The sequence below is a fragment of the Acinetobacter kyonggiensis genome (assembly GCF_900107285.1).
Classification (GTDB): domain Bacteria; phylum Pseudomonadota; class Gammaproteobacteria; order Pseudomonadales; family Moraxellaceae; genus Acinetobacter; species Acinetobacter kyonggiensis.
The window spans coordinates 1-15,192 of the sequence record NZ_FNPK01000041.1 but is presented as its reverse complement, the minus strand read 5'-3'; the positions used below and the strand labels follow the sequence as shown (position 1 = coordinate 15,192).

Genomic DNA, 15,192 nt, shown 5'->3' with positions numbered 1-15,192 from the left:
AACAAAGAAACTTAAATCCTGTTCTTGACTCTTGCAGTTAAAAACAGGACATTTTAAATGGTTTATCGCATAGACATTTTAATTGGTGAATAACACAATGAGCTTTGATGTAAGGATTTGATATATAATGATTAATAATAATGATTATACTACAAACAGAATCTTTAATCATAAAAAATGCCAGTCAAATTTAATTGACTGGCATAGTTATTAAAGTATGTATTCTATACTGCACATATTTTATATACAGTATATTTTCCTAGTCAGAAAATTACTTCAATAAATCAATATTTACCAATTCCTTCAATCCAACAGTTGGATCAAATTTAAGTGAATTTGAAAGCTGTTGTTGTGAAACAAATAAATCAGACATAAATTTTCGGCTATTAGATAAACTTCCTCCAACAACCTGATAATTCAATTTAATCAAAGCTGATTCTAAGATTTTTTCTGCGATTAATTGCTCAACTAAAGTAGGATTCATTGATGGTGATTTAATATCAATAAATGATCCTTCAATATTACCACCTGTAGTAATACCATCATTAATTTTTGCAGCAGTTATCTTAACGCCTCCGCCAAACTCAGTCGATTGTAAATAACCCAAATTAAGCGTATCAGCAGCTTGATAAGTGATTACACCTGATCCTGTTGTTGTACGCACACCATCACTTTGAGTGTTATTCGTCAACATATTGATATTTCCTCCGCTAATGACATTAATATTGCCATTTGCATTAGCTTGACTTGCTTTTAGAGTACCTGTTGCAGAGCCTGTCAAACCACCATTTTTAATGGTGAGTTGCACATTCGCTGGAGTAGTTAAATTCTTAAGGTTGAGATTCCCCTGCTGTGTTAAATAAATATCACCTGAAGTTGCCGCAGCAGATAATGTACTGGTTTGTATCGATAATGGTAATGTAGATAAACCAATACCTGTTGCTGAAACCAAACTTAGATCTTGAGAAACAATGTTTTTATCTGCTTGGCTTGAAGCTAAGCGTTTAATATCTGCATTTAACGAAGCTAATTTAACTTGTGCTGTTGCCGTGACTTTATCAACTGCAATTGCACCATTCGCTTTAACATTAATGTTGCCATTTGGAGTTGACAATTGACTTAAATTAATATTGTCTTTTTCATTAATGTTAATATCACCGCCATTTTTAAGGGTAATATCCGCATTATTCACTTGAGTATTTAGATCAACAAGTTGGTCGGCAGAAACTTTTAACTGATTTGCCTTCACAGAACCAGCAATTTCAGTAGCAGTTGTTGGAACATATGTCGTGAATTGGCCAAGTGTATTAACACTCATATCGCCATTAATACTTACATCTTTTGCAAGGATATTTTGTCCAGCGTTCAGAACGAATTGACCATTCTGAGTTTGAACTTGAGATATATTCTAAATTTATTTCTAATTGATTTTACTTGTGATGCATTTGGCTATTTGGACGATTTACAACCTTTAGAATTTCCACTTTTGGAACACTTTGATGAGAAAATGAATCGCTTAACAACGACAAGAAGTTGATTGAAAAAGCCGCTATTTAGTGCCTTCACTAAATAGCGGCTTTATACCGTATAAGCCAACGGTTCAAGTCATTAAATCATTGGCTTAAGCAGGACTTAGGTTACTTATCTAAAGCATATGCAATCACGTAATCACCATGGTCAGGAGATTGGCGTGCACCACCAGCAGAAACGACAACATACTGTTTCCCTGTTTTAGGCGAAATATAACTCATTGGAGTACCTTGGCTACCGACAGGTAAGCGTGATTTCCAAAGTTCTTGACCATTTGATGAGTTAAATGCTCTTAAGTAGTAATCTTGCGTTGCTGCAAAAAACACTAAACCACCCTGAGTTGCCATTGGGCCGCCAATCGTTGGCATACCAATAGGCGCTTTTAAGCCCATTTTAATTCCCATCGGCCCCGTATCTTGTACTGTGCCTAAAGGAACTTGCCATGCAATTTGACGAGTCGTCATATCAATTGCCGTCATTGTTCCAAATGGCGGTTTTTGACATGGAATACCCAATACAGACATAAAGCGGTTTTTGTTTACTTTATATGGTGTACCTTTCATGGGTACAGCACCCATACCTGTATTTACTTTTTCTCCACCATTGGCCTGAATTTCAAGGTCTTCTGGAGTCTGTTTAATGAGTTGTATCCATAACCCTAAACGCATGTCATTAACAAACATATAACGGTGCGTTGGATCAAAGGCTATGCTGCCCCAGTTCATACCACCCAATGAACCTGGAAAACTCAGTGACACATCTGTGCCGGGTGCTGTAAATAAACCATCATAGCGCATTGATTTAAAGTTAATACGACACATCAGTTGATCAAATGGTGTCGCGCCCCACATATCTGATTCAGTTAATGTCTGATTACCAATTTGTGGCATTTCAACTGAACGCGGTTGTGTCGCACTGTATTGTTCATCTGGAATATCCGCAGCTTTTACAGGTTGCTCAACAACTTTGGTCAAAGGTTGTCCAGTTAAACGATCAAGTACAAAGAACTGACCTGACTTGGTTCCAATCACAACAGCAGGTTTCGTTGTTCCATCTTTCATTGGAAAATCAACTAAACTTGGTTGCATTGGTAAGTCAAAATCCCACAGATCATTATGTACCGTTTGATAGACCCACTTTTCTTTGCCCGTAGTCGCATCAAGAGCCAATACCGAAGAATTATATTTATGATCAACGGGTTGACGATTCCCACCCCAAACATCAACAGATGAACTGCCCATTGGCAAAAATACTGTATTCATTTGTGGATCATAAGACATTGCAGCCCAAGAGTTTGCAGAACTACGCTTGTAAATTTCGCCAGCTTTAAGGACATAGTTAGGATCTGGATTACGTGGATCAAATGCCCAACGTAATTTACCTGTAATGACATCGTATGCACGAATAACACCACCCGGCATATCTGCTGCAACGTTATCTGCAATACGGCTACCAATCACGATAGTTGTACCTGCAATAGTCGGTGCTGATGTCACCTCAAAACGAGGCGCTTTGGTTCCATCCCCTAAGCCTACAAGTAAATCTACAGTTCCATCGACACCAAAGTCTTTACAGCGTTCACCTGTATCCGCATTGACTGCAATTAAGCGTCCATCTGGTGTATTGGTATAGACTCGACGTGGACATGCCGTATTTGCCGCGACTGTTGTTACAGGAGTCGCACCCGCTAAAGTTGGTTGCACCAAAGGTTGCGTAGCATCAAAATATGCAACGCCACGGCAACGCTCCCATGCATCCGCTGTTGAATTAACTTCAGCTTTCCAAATTTGCTTACCAGTATCGGCATTCAGTGCAAAAATGTTATTGTGTGGCGTACAAACAAAAACTTTATCGCCTACTTGTAAAGGTGTGGTTTGATCTTCTGCACCATTTCCCGTACCTGTCGTCAGGTCGCCTGTTTGAAAACGCCAGACTTCTTTTAAATCTTTAACATTATTACGGTTAATTTGGTCTAATGCTGCAAAGCGACTTCCACCAGTATCATTACCATAATGCTGCCAATTGACTTGCTGTTTATCTGCATCGACTGGAATGAGCGGTAATTCTTGACCCGAAGCAGCCACAGTCGGATGAGGTTGAAACATCTGATAAAAAGCAATCAACATACCAATAACGACAACTGTTGCACCTGTATAAGCGGGTACAACCAAGCTACTTTGTGCTTGATAGCGACGAATGGCGGGTAAAGTAAACAATAAAGCTGCAAAGACACCCGCAGGGAACATCAGTCTGGAAAAAAGTGCCCAGAAGTCCCAACCTGCATCAAACCATGCCCAAACAAGGGTGCCTACAAATACGAGCGCAAATAACCACACACCGAATGCTTTTTTTCTAAAAACAAAAATTGCTGATGCTGTGGTCAGCAATCCAGCGATAAAGAAATACCATGAACCACCCAAACTAATGAGTTTTCCACCACCAATCAAATAAAATAAGCCCGTCAATAACAAGGCTAAGCCAAGTATAAAACACCATATTTTGAATATGGGTTGAGACTTAGAATGAGGTTCAGACATACATCTTACTCCAAGTGTTGTGAGTTTAAATGATCACTCCCTCTCCTTTGAGCATCATTTTCAATCACGGATAATGTGTTGCTTTCGCAATAGATTTGCTTGAGCAATTTAAAAAATGTTTAAATCCAAAGTGCTTTATTGTTTATATTTTAATCACTTTGGATTTTAGGTACTGTTAAAAATTGACGCGCATACTTAATCCTGCAACCCATGCATCATCGACTTCTTTAACACCCGCAGGTTGATGAATATATTGAAGATTTGGACGCAACATGACTGCTGGAGACCATTGATAGGTATAGTTTAATTCAACGTTTAATTCATCTCGTTGAATTGGTATATAGTCACTGGCAAATGCGTCATAGCTGTCATAACCTCGGCTTTGATTGGTGGAAATTTGTCGGTCTTGCACACGTTCATTCACCACATAATTCGCCAAACCAAAACCGACGGAATCATTTGGACGATTCTCTAATGGCCCCTTGTACCAAAGTGCAATTTGTTGAGTACTTTGGACTGTCGTGGTGGCTTTATCATTAATCACACCATTAAAACTGACATATAAACCGCGTTTTGGATCTGCACCCTGCTGAGTTAATTGTTGCTGAGCATTTAGCCAAAAGCTTTGTTTACCGTCATGGACTTTGCCTGTTGTTTTGACATCTTTGGCTTCAGCTGTTGAATATAATGCACCGAGTTTATATTCCCCCGGCAAACCATCAAACATGCTCAGTTTTGGTTTCCATGCCAGTTCGACTGGAATCGTGGCACCTTCAACATTATTCATATCAAGGTTAAAACCATCGCTGTCTGATTGAGTTTTTACGTTGTCTGGATTGACTTCATAAGCACCTAGTCCCAATGTCCATTCTGGTGCAAATTGATATTTAACATTTGCACCCCATAAACCGACAGGCCAGTTGTACCAAATGGAACCGATCGATTTACCTAACTGACCACCACAAAGCAGTAAGTTTTGAAATTCACACTGTGAACTATTGAAGTCATCAGACATGCCCATACGTCCAATTTTGAACTGAACCGTATTGTCTGCAAATCCTGTTTTGACCCAAGCCTGTGTTAAACGCCAAATTTTGCCACGACCATAAATTTCTTGTGTATTACCCAAAGCACTGCTTCGTGGGTCTTTAATGCGTTCTAGCGTGAGTGAATTACCATCTCGCTTAGTCATCATGATTGCTGCGGTCGTGTTTTCCCAACCTGCAATTTTGTTGAGGTCAAAAGTCGCACCGAGCGTTAACTGCCCTGCATTTTCCAAGGTATTGTCATCGTTATAACCACCTGCCAAATTGGTTGCAGCCTGACTCATAATGGATGTCGTAAATTTATAACCTTGATCTTCAAGTTGCTTACGCTCCCCATTCCAGTCACCGAGTAACCACTGACGATCTTGTGACCAAAATTCATTTGCACTGGCAAATTGACTACCTAATAAAGCGACTGACAAAAGGCTTAATTTAAAAAAGTGTTGCATAACGAAATATCCCTTTTCTGTTTGGAAAACTCACGCTATGTGAGTTTTCCACGTTTTAATTGTTTTATTTAATGCGTACTGCTGGACTGAGTTCAGAAGTTGCGCCTAAGTGATTGGTCAAAGTTGCGGTTACTGTTGCTAGAGTAGTAGCAGGCTTCCAAGATGCCTGTGCTTTTCCTTCAGCATTGGTGGTAATCACTTGTGAGCCAAGATATTGTTCAGCTTCTTGAGCATTTGATTGACTGTTCGCAAAGAATTCTAATTGATAGCGTTGGTTCGGCTGAGCCTTGACCTCTGCAATCACGTGTCCCTTACTGAAACTTAATTTAGGTGCTTGAATCGCTTGATTTGGAACGGCATTACAGCCCTGTTCATTGGGTTGAGTACAGGTTTTTTGTAGTTTTGCCGCTTCAATGACCACACCACCACCACGAGAACCGACAAAATCTGCATGTTCTAGTGCAGGAACAGCAAAGATCACTGCACCTAAACGTTGATTCGGTACGCAAGAACCACCTGCCTCACAACGCTTAATATCTTTGCCATTATTCCAAATTAAATTTTTGGTTAATGTGGTACGTGCATTGGCATCTTTTTCTGAACGAATAGCCACACCGACACGATTACCATGCACTTTATTACTGTCAAAAATATTACCGTCACCAGTTAAATTAAATCCAATCGAGTTATTGGTCAGTTCGTTATAAGCAATGTAATTACGTTTACCCCAGTTAATTTGCAAACCATCTGAATAATTTTCAAATTTATTACCCACAACGGCATTGTCATTACCCCACAAAATTTCAATGCCTTGTGATGGCTCTGGATTGGCTTTAGTTGAAGTAAAAAGATTATTTGCAACAAGGTTAAATGCTGCACCGCGTGTCAACTCTAAACCATCACCGTTATCTACAAATATGTTATTTAGTACTTTGTTGTTGTTGGTTGTGGTTGAAGTTGGATTACCTTTACCATCATCACCAGTCAACATAACCCCTGAACCACCATAGTTATTACTAATACGGTTATGCTGAATCAGGTTACTGCTTGAACGATTAACAAGAACACCAATACAGAAACGGTGAATATCCAAACCTTTTAAGGTCACACCATTAACGTCTTGTAGAACCAAACCCGGTAAAGTCGTAGTACGTACATTGGTTCCATACTGTTCAGGGTTTGCACCCGGACAAGCTTTAGCACCCTCGCCTTTAATATAGTTTGAACCATCAATGGCAATAAACTCACCTGTTTTGTCCCATTGTGTGCCAATAATTTTGACCGATGATTTAATAGGCGGTAATGGTTTATCTGCCTTAATAATGTACGGTGCTTTACCCACAGCTTGAATTAAGATTTCATTTTCTTGAGCTGTATTTGTATTTGATTGTTCTATTGCCCAACGTAATGAACCTTTGGCGCTATCATCTTGATAACGATCGACAATATAGGTTTCTGCGGCTGCAAATCCAGAACTTACTAATCCTAAAGTCAGTGCTGTTAAACGTAGTGAAGCTAATTTCATGGCGATATCCTTGTCCAAAAATTAAGGGGTTGGCTGAACTGTTTTTAAAAATTGTTTTAATTGAGCGACATCAATTTGACCGGGTGCAGAGGCTTCACCAATCATGCCAAAACTCATACTGCCGCCCATATTTGCTGTTGCAATACGAGAAATCGTGCCTAAGCGTCCCATCGACATGGTCAATAAAGGCTTTTTACTTTTCTGACTGACATTGAGCGTTGCATTCATTAAGGTAAGTACATCTTGTTTAGACTTCGGCATCACTGCAATTTTGAGGATGTCTGCACCCATTTGATCTTGTTTTAATAAGCGTTGTTCAATGTCTTGCTGAGCTGGGGTTTTATCAAAATCGTGGTTTGACATAATTACCAAGACATTTTTTTGATGTGCTCGCTGAGTGAGTTTTTCTACGCGTGCTTGATCACGAAACATTTCAATATCCAGCAACTGCATAAAGGGTTGCTTTAAATATTCGCTATAGATTTTTTCATATTCAGCGTCGGAAACCTTCAGTTTGCCACCTTCATTGGCTGTACGAATTGTGGCAATTAAAGGTTTATTTTTCAGAACTTGATTTAACTCTTTACCAAGTGCAATTACCGCTTTAGTGTCGGATGCAAAATCTAGTAGATCAATACGAAATTCAGCCATATCCGCATTTGGATTTTCAGCAATCATTTGCGCTTGTTCTAAGGCTTGTTGCTTGGTTTTTGCAGTAATCGGCACAATGGTTTTGACGGGTAATTCACCAATATTCAAATTTTTGACGTGATAAATTGCAGGAGAAATATCTTTATTTACAGGTTCTGCCTGTGCTGCAACAAAAGCCATTGAAATAGATGCGGCTAAACAGAGTTGTTTCGCAAATTGATTTAGATTCATCATTACTCTTCCTTGTGAGTCGGCAGCGCTAAAACGACGACTGCCGAATATCCTAAAATAGATTTTGCTCGATTAAATATCTAAGAAGACGGTTTCTTTCTCGCCTTGAATATAAATATCAAAACGATAAACCACTTCACCATCGCGCTCTTCACGTTTGGCAATTAAGGTTTGACGACGCGGTTCCCATTCAATGCTGTTAAGTACTGGGTCATTCGCATTTGCTTCGCTTTCATCTTCAAAATACACACGGGTATTTAAGCCGGTGTTAATGCCGCGAGCGAAAATAATCAAGTTAATGTGTGGTGCTTGAGTTGATGCCTTGCGACCCGGAACCGTACCCGGTTTAATGGTGTCAAAATGCCAAATTCCTGTCTTAAAGTCAGCGCCTGCACGTCCCCAACCATGGAAATTAACATCTGCGACTTTGTCTTGGAAATCCGCTTGGCTTGGATAAACGCCGTTGGCATCTGCCTGCCAAATTTCAACTAGAACATCACGTAAAGGTACGCCAATACCATCAAAAACTTGACCTTCTAAACGAATGCGCTGACCTTGTGGGTTGTTTTTAACCAGATCGTTATTAAAGTTATTTTCAAAAACTTCAATACCTGCCTGTTTAGGCAATAAACCAATATGTACATAAGGCCCACCTGTTTGTGATGGTGTCTCATGTAATTCTTCAAAATTCCAACCTTTCATTTTTGATACTCCATCCATTAATGTAGTTCGTTTTCGAAGTAAGTCGCTCGACGACCACGTAAGGTGATGTCAAAACGATAACAGCGGCTATCTGCCTCAATAAAATTGCTTTTGTCTTCTAAAGCAATGAGTGCGCGACGTTGTTCTTCTGATGGAATGGTTTTCAAGATTGGACATGAATCAATCAGGGTGTCACCTTCAAAATAGAACTGTGAAATTAAGCGTTGTGCCCAACCATCAGCAATCAGTGAAAAGTGAATATGTGCAGGTCGCCATTCATTAATACGGTTACGCCAAGGGTATGGGCCTGGTTTAATGGTACGGAAAATATAGAAGCCATTTTCGTCGGTCATCATGCGACCGCAACCGCCAAAGTTTGGATCGAGTGAGCCAATAAATTGGTCATTGGGATGACGATAACGCCCAGAAGCATTGGCTTGCCACACTTCGAGTAACGCATTTTTAACAGGGCGACCAAACTGATCACGAACATAACCATGTACGATCACACGTTCACCCACAGGCAAACCTTCTTTGGCACAGTTTAAAATTAAATCATTATCTTTCGGCCCAAATTGGTCAGCCGAAAAATGTGGTGCAGTGACTTCCGAAATGGTTTCACCAATTGCAATCAATGCATTTTTCGGTGAACGTAACACACTGGTTTTATAGCCTGGCGTATGTGCTGGCGGATGGTCGTCGGTATTACGCTGTGCGTAAGCTCCCCAAATAATTTGAGACATTTGATCTCTCCCTTAAATACCTTATTGGTCTTCCACAATTTTTTTGGGCGCTATACCCATTTCTTCAAAAATCTCTTCAGCCATATGCATGGCTGCATTGGCAGCAGGTAAACCTGCATATAAAGAAGAATGAATAAAGAGTTCTTTTAAATCGTCTTTGGTCACACCATTGTTGAAACACGCACGAATATGCATACGTAATTCATCGTTACGTCCAAGTGCGAGCAAAATAGCAATCGTCACTAAACTACGGGTATGACGTGGCATACCTGGGCGTGACCACACTTCACCCCAAGCAAAACGACTAATAAAATTTTGAAAATCTTCATTAAAATCATTTAAATTTTCTAAAGATCGCCCGACATGTTTTTCGCCTAATACTTCAGTACGAACTTTTATGCCTTGTGTATAACGTTCTTCGTCATTCATGATAAATACCTCTTAAGTTGCATCTGTATGGGCAACAAATGATTTAATAAGAATGGCAAGTGCAGCAGCTGTCGCTGGAATCAGTAACATGCTCAGAATTGAACTGAACGACCAATTATTACCCAGTAAAACTGCGCCAATCCATGCACCAAATACAGCACCAAAACGACCAATACCAGACATCCATGCCACACCTGTTGCACGGCATTGGGTTGGATAAAAACGTGTGCTCAGTACTGGCATTGCAGATTGCGCACCATTCACTGCCATACCTGCACATAAAATAAAGATGGCAAGTAAGGTTGGGCTGGCAAGGCTTTGACTCACAATAAAAGCGAAAATACCCGCTGCAAAATAGAAACCAGCAATGATCCTGTTTGGATTAAAACGATCCATTGCCCAGCCGACAAACAATGCGCTGAGCACACCACCGAACTGGAATAACCCACCAATAAATGCAGCACGTTCCATCGTGGCACCAGTTTCACGCATCAGCGTTGGTAACCAACTGGTGAGTAAATAAATGATGACCAGACCCATAAAATAGGTAAACCACAACAAGAAGGTTCCTTTGGCATACTGTTTTGAAAACAGGATTCCAAATACACCTTTTTTGGCCGTATTTTCGTTCTTTTCTTCTGGTACATAAAATTCTGTTGCATGTACGGCTTGCTCAGGGGCAATACGCGTCAGGATTTTTTTAACTTGGGTTGCTTTATTGCCTTTCAAAATGAGGTAACGGTACGATTCTGGTAAAAAGAAAACCACCACCAACATTAAAATAAGCGGTGACCATCCACCGACTAAAAACAGGCTATGCCAACCATAGTTTGGAATCAGCCAACTACTGAAAAAACCACCCACTGCCATGCCTAAGTTATAACCGCAGAACATGCAGGTCACTAACAATGAACGGCTGCGTGCAGGACAATATTCAGAAAACAAAGTGGTTGCATTCGGCATTGCAGCGCCTAAGCCAATACCTGTTAAAAAGCGAAAAACAACCAGACTATCTAGATCCGTTGCATAGGCACAGGCTAAGGTAAAGCCACCAAAAATCAGCATTGAAATTGCTAATACAATTTTTCGTCCAAAACGGTCAGCCATGGGGCCTGAAAATAAAGCACCAAAAATCATCCCACCCAAAGCTGCGCTCATTACTGGACCTAGCTGTGAACGATCAATGCCCCAATCTTGAGCAAGTGCAGGTGCAATAAAACCCATTGCTGCGGTATCAATACCATCAACAAAAACAATCAGAAAACAGACGGCTGCAATAAGCCATTGATATTTGCTTATTGGCGATTGATTAATTAATGCTTGCGCATCTATTCCTGATTTATGCGTATAACTATCCTGAGACGCCATTGTTGCCTCCTTAAGGCCAAATCCTTTTCATTAATTACTTATTGATTTTTCTCGATAAATCTCTCTAGCACTTGGCTGAATTCATCGGGGCATTCAATATTCGATAAATGAGATGCGGCTAAAATTGCAATCTCACCCTTCAGTACGTGTTCTTTAATTAATTCACCATCTTCTACGGTGGTTACAGGGTCTTTCGAACCACAAATAATTAAAGTTGGAATTTTGAGTTGAGGTAATTCATGACGAACATCTGCATATGCTAAAGCTCGACAAGCATTTGCATACCCTTTCGCCTTGGTGGTCGCTAAGCTTTGGATCGTTTGTTGTGCCAAAGCATTATGTTGATAATCAAATTTGTCACTAAACCAGCGGCTATGTGTTGTTTTAACTAAATCAGCTAAACCATTTTGTTCAACGGCATCCGCACGGCTAATCCATGCATCGACTTGACCAATTTTAGCTGCTGAATTGGCAACGGTAATGCTATTGAAACGATGAGCGGCATTTAAACCTAACCAAAGCGCAGTGATTCCTCCCATAGAAATGCCACAAAAATGGGCTTTTTCTATATTTAAAGCATCCATAATATCGATCACATCTTCACCTAAATTGGCTAGAGTCGTGTCATCAATCACATCACTTTTGCCATGACCACGCGTGTCATAACGCACAACTTTATATTTATCTTTAAAATATGCTGCTTGTGGATCCCACATGCCTTTATCTGTACCTAAAGAATTGGACAAGATAATGACAGGCAAATTTTCAGATCCATCAACTTGTATAGATAAAGTTTTTCCTTGTCGGTTGGTGATAATGTTATTCACTTTGCCTCTCCTTTTGCTTCTTTAAGCACAGCATCAATCTGATCCTGAATATTGCCTAAATAAGATTCAGGTTTAAAAATAAGTGTTAATTCATCTGCACTAAAATACTGTTTCACTTCTACAAATGAACTTACGATATCTTGTAAATGACTTTGCTCAGCAACGGCTTGTTTACAAGCTTTTTCAACCAAATGATGTGCATTTAAACGCCCCATTTTCGGTGCGAGTGCCATCATTACAGCTTCAGCCATAATCAAGCCTTGTGTCGTTTCTATATTGCGCTGCATATTTTTACTATTGACTTCTAAACCTTGCAGCACTTCAACTGTACGTTGTAACGCACCTGCACAAAGCTGAAAAATTTCAGGTAAAGCCAACCATTCTGCATGCCAAGAACCTAAGCTACGTTCATGTTCTTGAACCATACTTTGATACATACTCGACATGAGTGCAGGTACACGATTAGCTGCTGCCAATATTGAAGCTGCGGCAACGGGATTGCGCTTGTGTGGCATGGTGGATGAACCACCACGCCCTTTTGCTGTAGGTTCAAATACTTCTGCAATTTCAGTTTGCATCATCAATGACCAATCACGCGCCATTTTCCCCGTATTCCCCACCACGATGGCAAGAAAGCCTGCGATTTCGATAATACGATCTCGTTCTCCATGCCAAGTACAGGTTGGAACACTCAGGTTGAGTTGTGTGGCATAAGCTTCAACAACCTTTGAACCTTGATCCAGTAGTGATGCCAATGAACCCACTGCACCACCGAGTTGAGCGGTAAGTACACGTGCTTTCATTTGCTCTAAACGGTCTAAATCACGTTTAAAACCACTTGCCCAACGTGCAGCTTTATGTCCAAAAGTAATGGGTAATGCTTGTTGTAACCAAGTGCGTCCTATCATCACTTCAGCGCGATATTTTTCTGCAAGTTCAAGTGATGCTGCATATGCATGTCGCAATTGAAATTCCACAATGTCTAAAGCATCTCGAGCTTGTAAAATACACGCCGTATCCAGAATATCTTGACTGGTTGCCCCCCAATGCACATAGCGGGAAGCATCTTCATCAACGGCTTTTACTGCTGCTGTAAATTGTTTTACAAATGGAATTGCGATATTTCCAGCGAGTCCTGTCGCTACTGCAAGGTTTTCAAAATCAATTGCTTGAACACCTTGAGTATTTGCAACATCTGCAATGATTGCGGCAGCAGACTCAGGAATCACACCAACCTGAGCTTGTGCTTTCGCCAAAGCCACTTCAGCCTGAATCATGTACTTAAGCAAAGCATGATCACTGAAAATTTCAGTCATATCTACTTGGTAAAATAAACTCGCATATAAGTGGCTCATAAGACGACAATCCTTTGACTTAAACCCGTTGAATAATGAGGGCGATACCTTGCCCGACGCCAATACACATTGAACACAAAGCGTATGTTCCGCCCGTGGCTTCAAGTTGGTTCAGTGCTGTGGTGACCAAACGTGCACCCGATGCACCCAGTGGATGACCCAAAGCAATTGCACCCCCATTCGGATTGACCTGTGTCGAACCATTTTTGATGCCTAAATCACGTGTGACGGCCAAAGCCTGTGCGGCAAAGGCTTCATTCAGTTCAATCACGTCCATCTGCTCAAGGGTTAAACCTGTTTGCGCCAAGAGTTTTTTGATTGCTGGTGCCGGTGCAAAGCCCATGATGCGAGGTTCAACACCGACAGACGTTGCAGCAATAATTTTGGCACGTGCTTTTAAGCCGTACTGTGTAATCGCATCATCCGATGCGATTAAAAGCGCGGCTGCACCATCATTGATGCCCGAAGCATTGCCCGCCGTCACTGTACCGTCAGCTTTTACCACAGGTTTCAGCTTGGTTAAGGCTTCTAGTGTGGTGGCACGTGGATGTTCATCCTGAGCAATCACCACAGGCTCGCCTTTACGCTGTGGAATGGATACAGGAATAATTTCTTGTTCAAAGAAACCACGCGCTTGCGCATTGGCGGTACGTTGTTGACTGCTAAGCGCAAACTGATCTTGATCGGCACGATTAATATTGAATTGTGCTGCCACATTCTCAGCGGTTTGCGGCATGGTTTCGACACCATACAGCTCTTTGAGTTTCGGATTGATAAAGCGCCAGCCCATGGTGGTGTCTTCAAGTTTCTGCGCACGACCAAAAGCCGTTTCAGACTTACCCATCACCAAAGGCGCACGGCTCATGCTTTCTACACCACCAGCAATGATTAAATCTGCTTCACCCGCTTTAATGGCACGTGCTGCCATGGCAATCGCATCCAGTGATGAACCACATAAACGATTCACTGTGGTGGCAGGCACTTGATATGGCACACCTGCAAGCAGTGCAGACATACGACCGACATTACGGTTGTCTTCACCCGCTTGGTTAGCACAACCATAAATAATGTCATCCACCAATTCCCAATTCACCGATGGATTACGTTGCATCAGCGCTTTAATGGGTAATGCACCTAAATCATCGGCACGAATAGCAGCGAGACCACCGGCATAGCGACCAAAGGGTGTACGAATAGCATCTACGATATAGGCGTTTTTCATTTTAATCAGCTCAAAATTTATTTAGAGAAAGCTCCTCCCTTTTTAAAGGGAGGTTTGCTTATTTATCCAATGAAGTTGCATCAATGAGTTTCGCACCTGTCATCGCCTGTAATTCTGCAAAGCTTAAACCGTCCACTTTCTCAATCACTTGCATACCCTCAGCCGTGACATCAATCACACACAGGTCGGTATAAATACGATCGACACATTTTAGGCCAGTGGCGGGATACGCCAGTTCAGCAACAATTTTGGGTTCGCCTTTTTTAGTGACATGGTCTGTGGTGATAAAGACTTTTTTCGCACCTACTGCTAAGTCCATGGCACCACCCACTGCAGGAATGGCATCTGGCGCACCCGTATGCCAATTGGCTAAGTCACCATTTTCAGCCACTTGGAAGGCACCAAGCACAGCGATATCTAAGTGACCGCCACGCATCATCGCGAAGGAATCACCATGATGGAAGAATGAACCGCCTTGCAGCAAGGTGACAAATTCTTTACCCGCATTGATTAGTTCAGGATCTTCTTCACCTTTGGCAGGCGGTGGGCCAAAGGCCAACAAACCATTTTCAGAATG

The 15,192-nt window shown here is 41.2% G+C and carries 13 protein-coding genes; all 13 read right to left on the bottom strand.

Annotated features, from left to right (window positions below; all coding sequences use genetic code 11):
- Positions 1 to 271: 271 nt before the first annotated feature.
- The gene (locus BLV99_RS17025; protein ID WP_092692824.1) at positions 272 to 1,318 is read right to left on the bottom strand and encodes a hypothetical protein; all 1,047 of its coding nucleotides are present in this window, start codon (positions 1,316 to 1,318) and stop codon (positions 272 to 274) included.
- A 319-nt stretch (positions 1,319 to 1,637) separates the two neighbouring features.
- On the bottom strand, positions 1,638 to 4,067 hold the full coding sequence (locus BLV99_RS17020; RefSeq protein WP_092692821.1) for a glucose/quinate/shikimate family membrane-bound PQQ-dependent dehydrogenase: 2,430 nt from the start codon (positions 4,065 to 4,067) through the stop codon (positions 1,638 to 1,640).
- 175 nt (positions 4,068 to 4,242) lie between these two features.
- The gene (locus BLV99_RS17015; protein WP_092692818.1) at positions 4,243 to 5,562 is read right to left on the bottom strand and encodes a carbohydrate porin; all 1,320 of its coding nucleotides are present in this window, start codon (positions 5,560 to 5,562) and stop codon (positions 4,243 to 4,245) included.
- Between the two features lie 64 nt (positions 5,563 to 5,626).
- Positions 5,627 to 7,087 (bottom strand): NosD domain-containing protein, encoded by a 1,461-nt coding sequence (locus tag BLV99_RS17010; RefSeq protein WP_092692815.1) that lies wholly within the window; start codon positions 7,085 to 7,087, stop codon positions 5,627 to 5,629.
- Between the two features lie 21 nt (positions 7,088 to 7,108).
- The gene (gene aroD, locus BLV99_RS17005) at positions 7,109 to 7,918 is read right to left on the bottom strand and encodes a type I 3-dehydroquinate dehydratase (protein ID WP_425283568.1); all 810 of its coding nucleotides are present in this window, start codon (positions 7,916 to 7,918) and stop codon (positions 7,109 to 7,111) included.
- 123 nt (positions 7,919 to 8,041) lie between these two features.
- Positions 8,042 to 8,671 carry a protocatechuate 3,4-dioxygenase subunit alpha gene (pcaG, locus tag BLV99_RS17000; RefSeq protein WP_086185325.1) on the bottom strand — a complete coding sequence of 210 codons (630 nt, stop codon included), beginning with the start codon at positions 8,669 to 8,671 and terminating at the stop codon, positions 8,042 to 8,044.
- A 17-nt stretch (positions 8,672 to 8,688) separates the two neighbouring features.
- Positions 8,689 to 9,414, bottom strand: a complete 726-nt coding sequence (gene pcaH, locus BLV99_RS16995; RefSeq protein WP_004649024.1) for a protocatechuate 3,4-dioxygenase subunit beta — start codon at positions 9,412 to 9,414, stop codon at positions 8,689 to 8,691.
- A 21-nt stretch (positions 9,415 to 9,435) separates the two neighbouring features.
- On the bottom strand, positions 9,436 to 9,843 hold the full coding sequence (gene pcaC, locus BLV99_RS16990; protein WP_092692809.1) for a 4-carboxymuconolactone decarboxylase: 408 nt from the start codon (positions 9,841 to 9,843) through the stop codon (positions 9,436 to 9,438).
- A gap of 12 nt (positions 9,844 to 9,855) precedes the next feature.
- Positions 9,856 to 11,211, bottom strand: coding sequence for a 4-hydroxybenzoate transporter PcaK (gene pcaK / locus BLV99_RS16985; RefSeq protein ID WP_086185323.1), 1,356 nt, complete (start codon positions 11,209 to 11,211; stop codon positions 9,856 to 9,858).
- 38 nt (positions 11,212 to 11,249) lie between these two features.
- Positions 11,250 to 12,038, bottom strand: a complete 789-nt coding sequence (gene pcaD, locus BLV99_RS16980) for a 3-oxoadipate enol-lactonase (protein ID WP_092692807.1) — start codon at positions 12,036 to 12,038, stop codon at positions 11,250 to 11,252.
- Complete coding sequence (pcaB, locus tag BLV99_RS16975) at positions 12,035 to 13,393, bottom strand: 3-carboxy-cis,cis-muconate cycloisomerase (protein WP_092692804.1); 1,359 nt, start codon at positions 13,391 to 13,393, stop codon at positions 12,035 to 12,037. The genes pcaD and pcaB overlap by 4 nt, the downstream gene beginning before the upstream one ends.
- 19 nt (positions 13,394 to 13,412) lie before the next feature.
- The gene (gene pcaF / locus BLV99_RS16970) at positions 13,413 to 14,615 is read right to left on the bottom strand and encodes a 3-oxoadipyl-CoA thiolase (protein WP_092692802.1); all 1,203 of its coding nucleotides are present in this window, start codon (positions 14,613 to 14,615) and stop codon (positions 13,413 to 13,415) included.
- A gap of 58 nt (positions 14,616 to 14,673) precedes the next feature.
- On the bottom strand, positions 14,674 to 15,192 hold a 519-nt coding region (locus tag BLV99_RS16965), incomplete at its 5' end, for a CoA-transferase (protein WP_092692800.1).

Excerpts from the sequence above, each read along its gene's own strand:
- BLV99_RS17025 (WP_092692824.1), bottom strand. The coding sequence starts at position 1,318 with ATGAGTGTTAATACACTTGGCCAATTCACGACATATGTTCCAACAACT.
- pcaF (WP_092692802.1), bottom strand. The coding sequence starts at position 14,615 with ATGAAAAACGCCTATATCGTAGATGCTATTCGTACACCCTTTGGTCGC.
- BLV99_RS17010 (WP_092692815.1), bottom strand. The coding sequence starts at position 7,087 with ATGAAATTAGCTTCACTACGTTTAACAGCACTGACTTTAGGATTAGTA.
- pcaK (WP_086185323.1), bottom strand. The coding sequence starts at position 11,211 with ATGGCGTCTCAGGATAGTTATACGCATAAATCAGGAATAGATGCGCAA.
- pcaB (WP_092692804.1), bottom strand. The coding sequence starts at position 13,393 with ATGAGCCACTTATATGCGAGTTTATTTTACCAAGTAGATATGACTGAA.
- BLV99_RS17015 (WP_092692818.1), bottom strand. The coding sequence starts at position 5,562 with ATGCAACACTTTTTTAAATTAAGCCTTTTGTCAGTCGCTTTATTAGGT.
- pcaH (WP_004649024.1), bottom strand. The coding sequence starts at position 9,414 with ATGTCTCAAATTATTTGGGGAGCTTACGCACAGCGTAATACCGACGAC.
- BLV99_RS17020 (WP_092692821.1), bottom strand. The coding sequence starts at position 4,067 with ATGTCTGAACCTCATTCTAAGTCTCAACCCATATTCAAAATATGGTGT.
- pcaC (WP_092692809.1), bottom strand. The coding sequence starts at position 9,843 with ATGAATGACGAAGAACGTTATACACAAGGCATAAAAGTTCGTACTGAA.
- aroD (WP_425283568.1), bottom strand. The coding sequence starts at position 7,918 with ATGGCTTTTGTTGCAGCACAGGCAGAACCTGTAAATAAAGATATTTCT.
- pcaG (WP_086185325.1), bottom strand. The coding sequence starts at position 8,671 with ATGAAAGGTTGGAATTTTGAAGAATTACATGAGACACCATCACAAACA.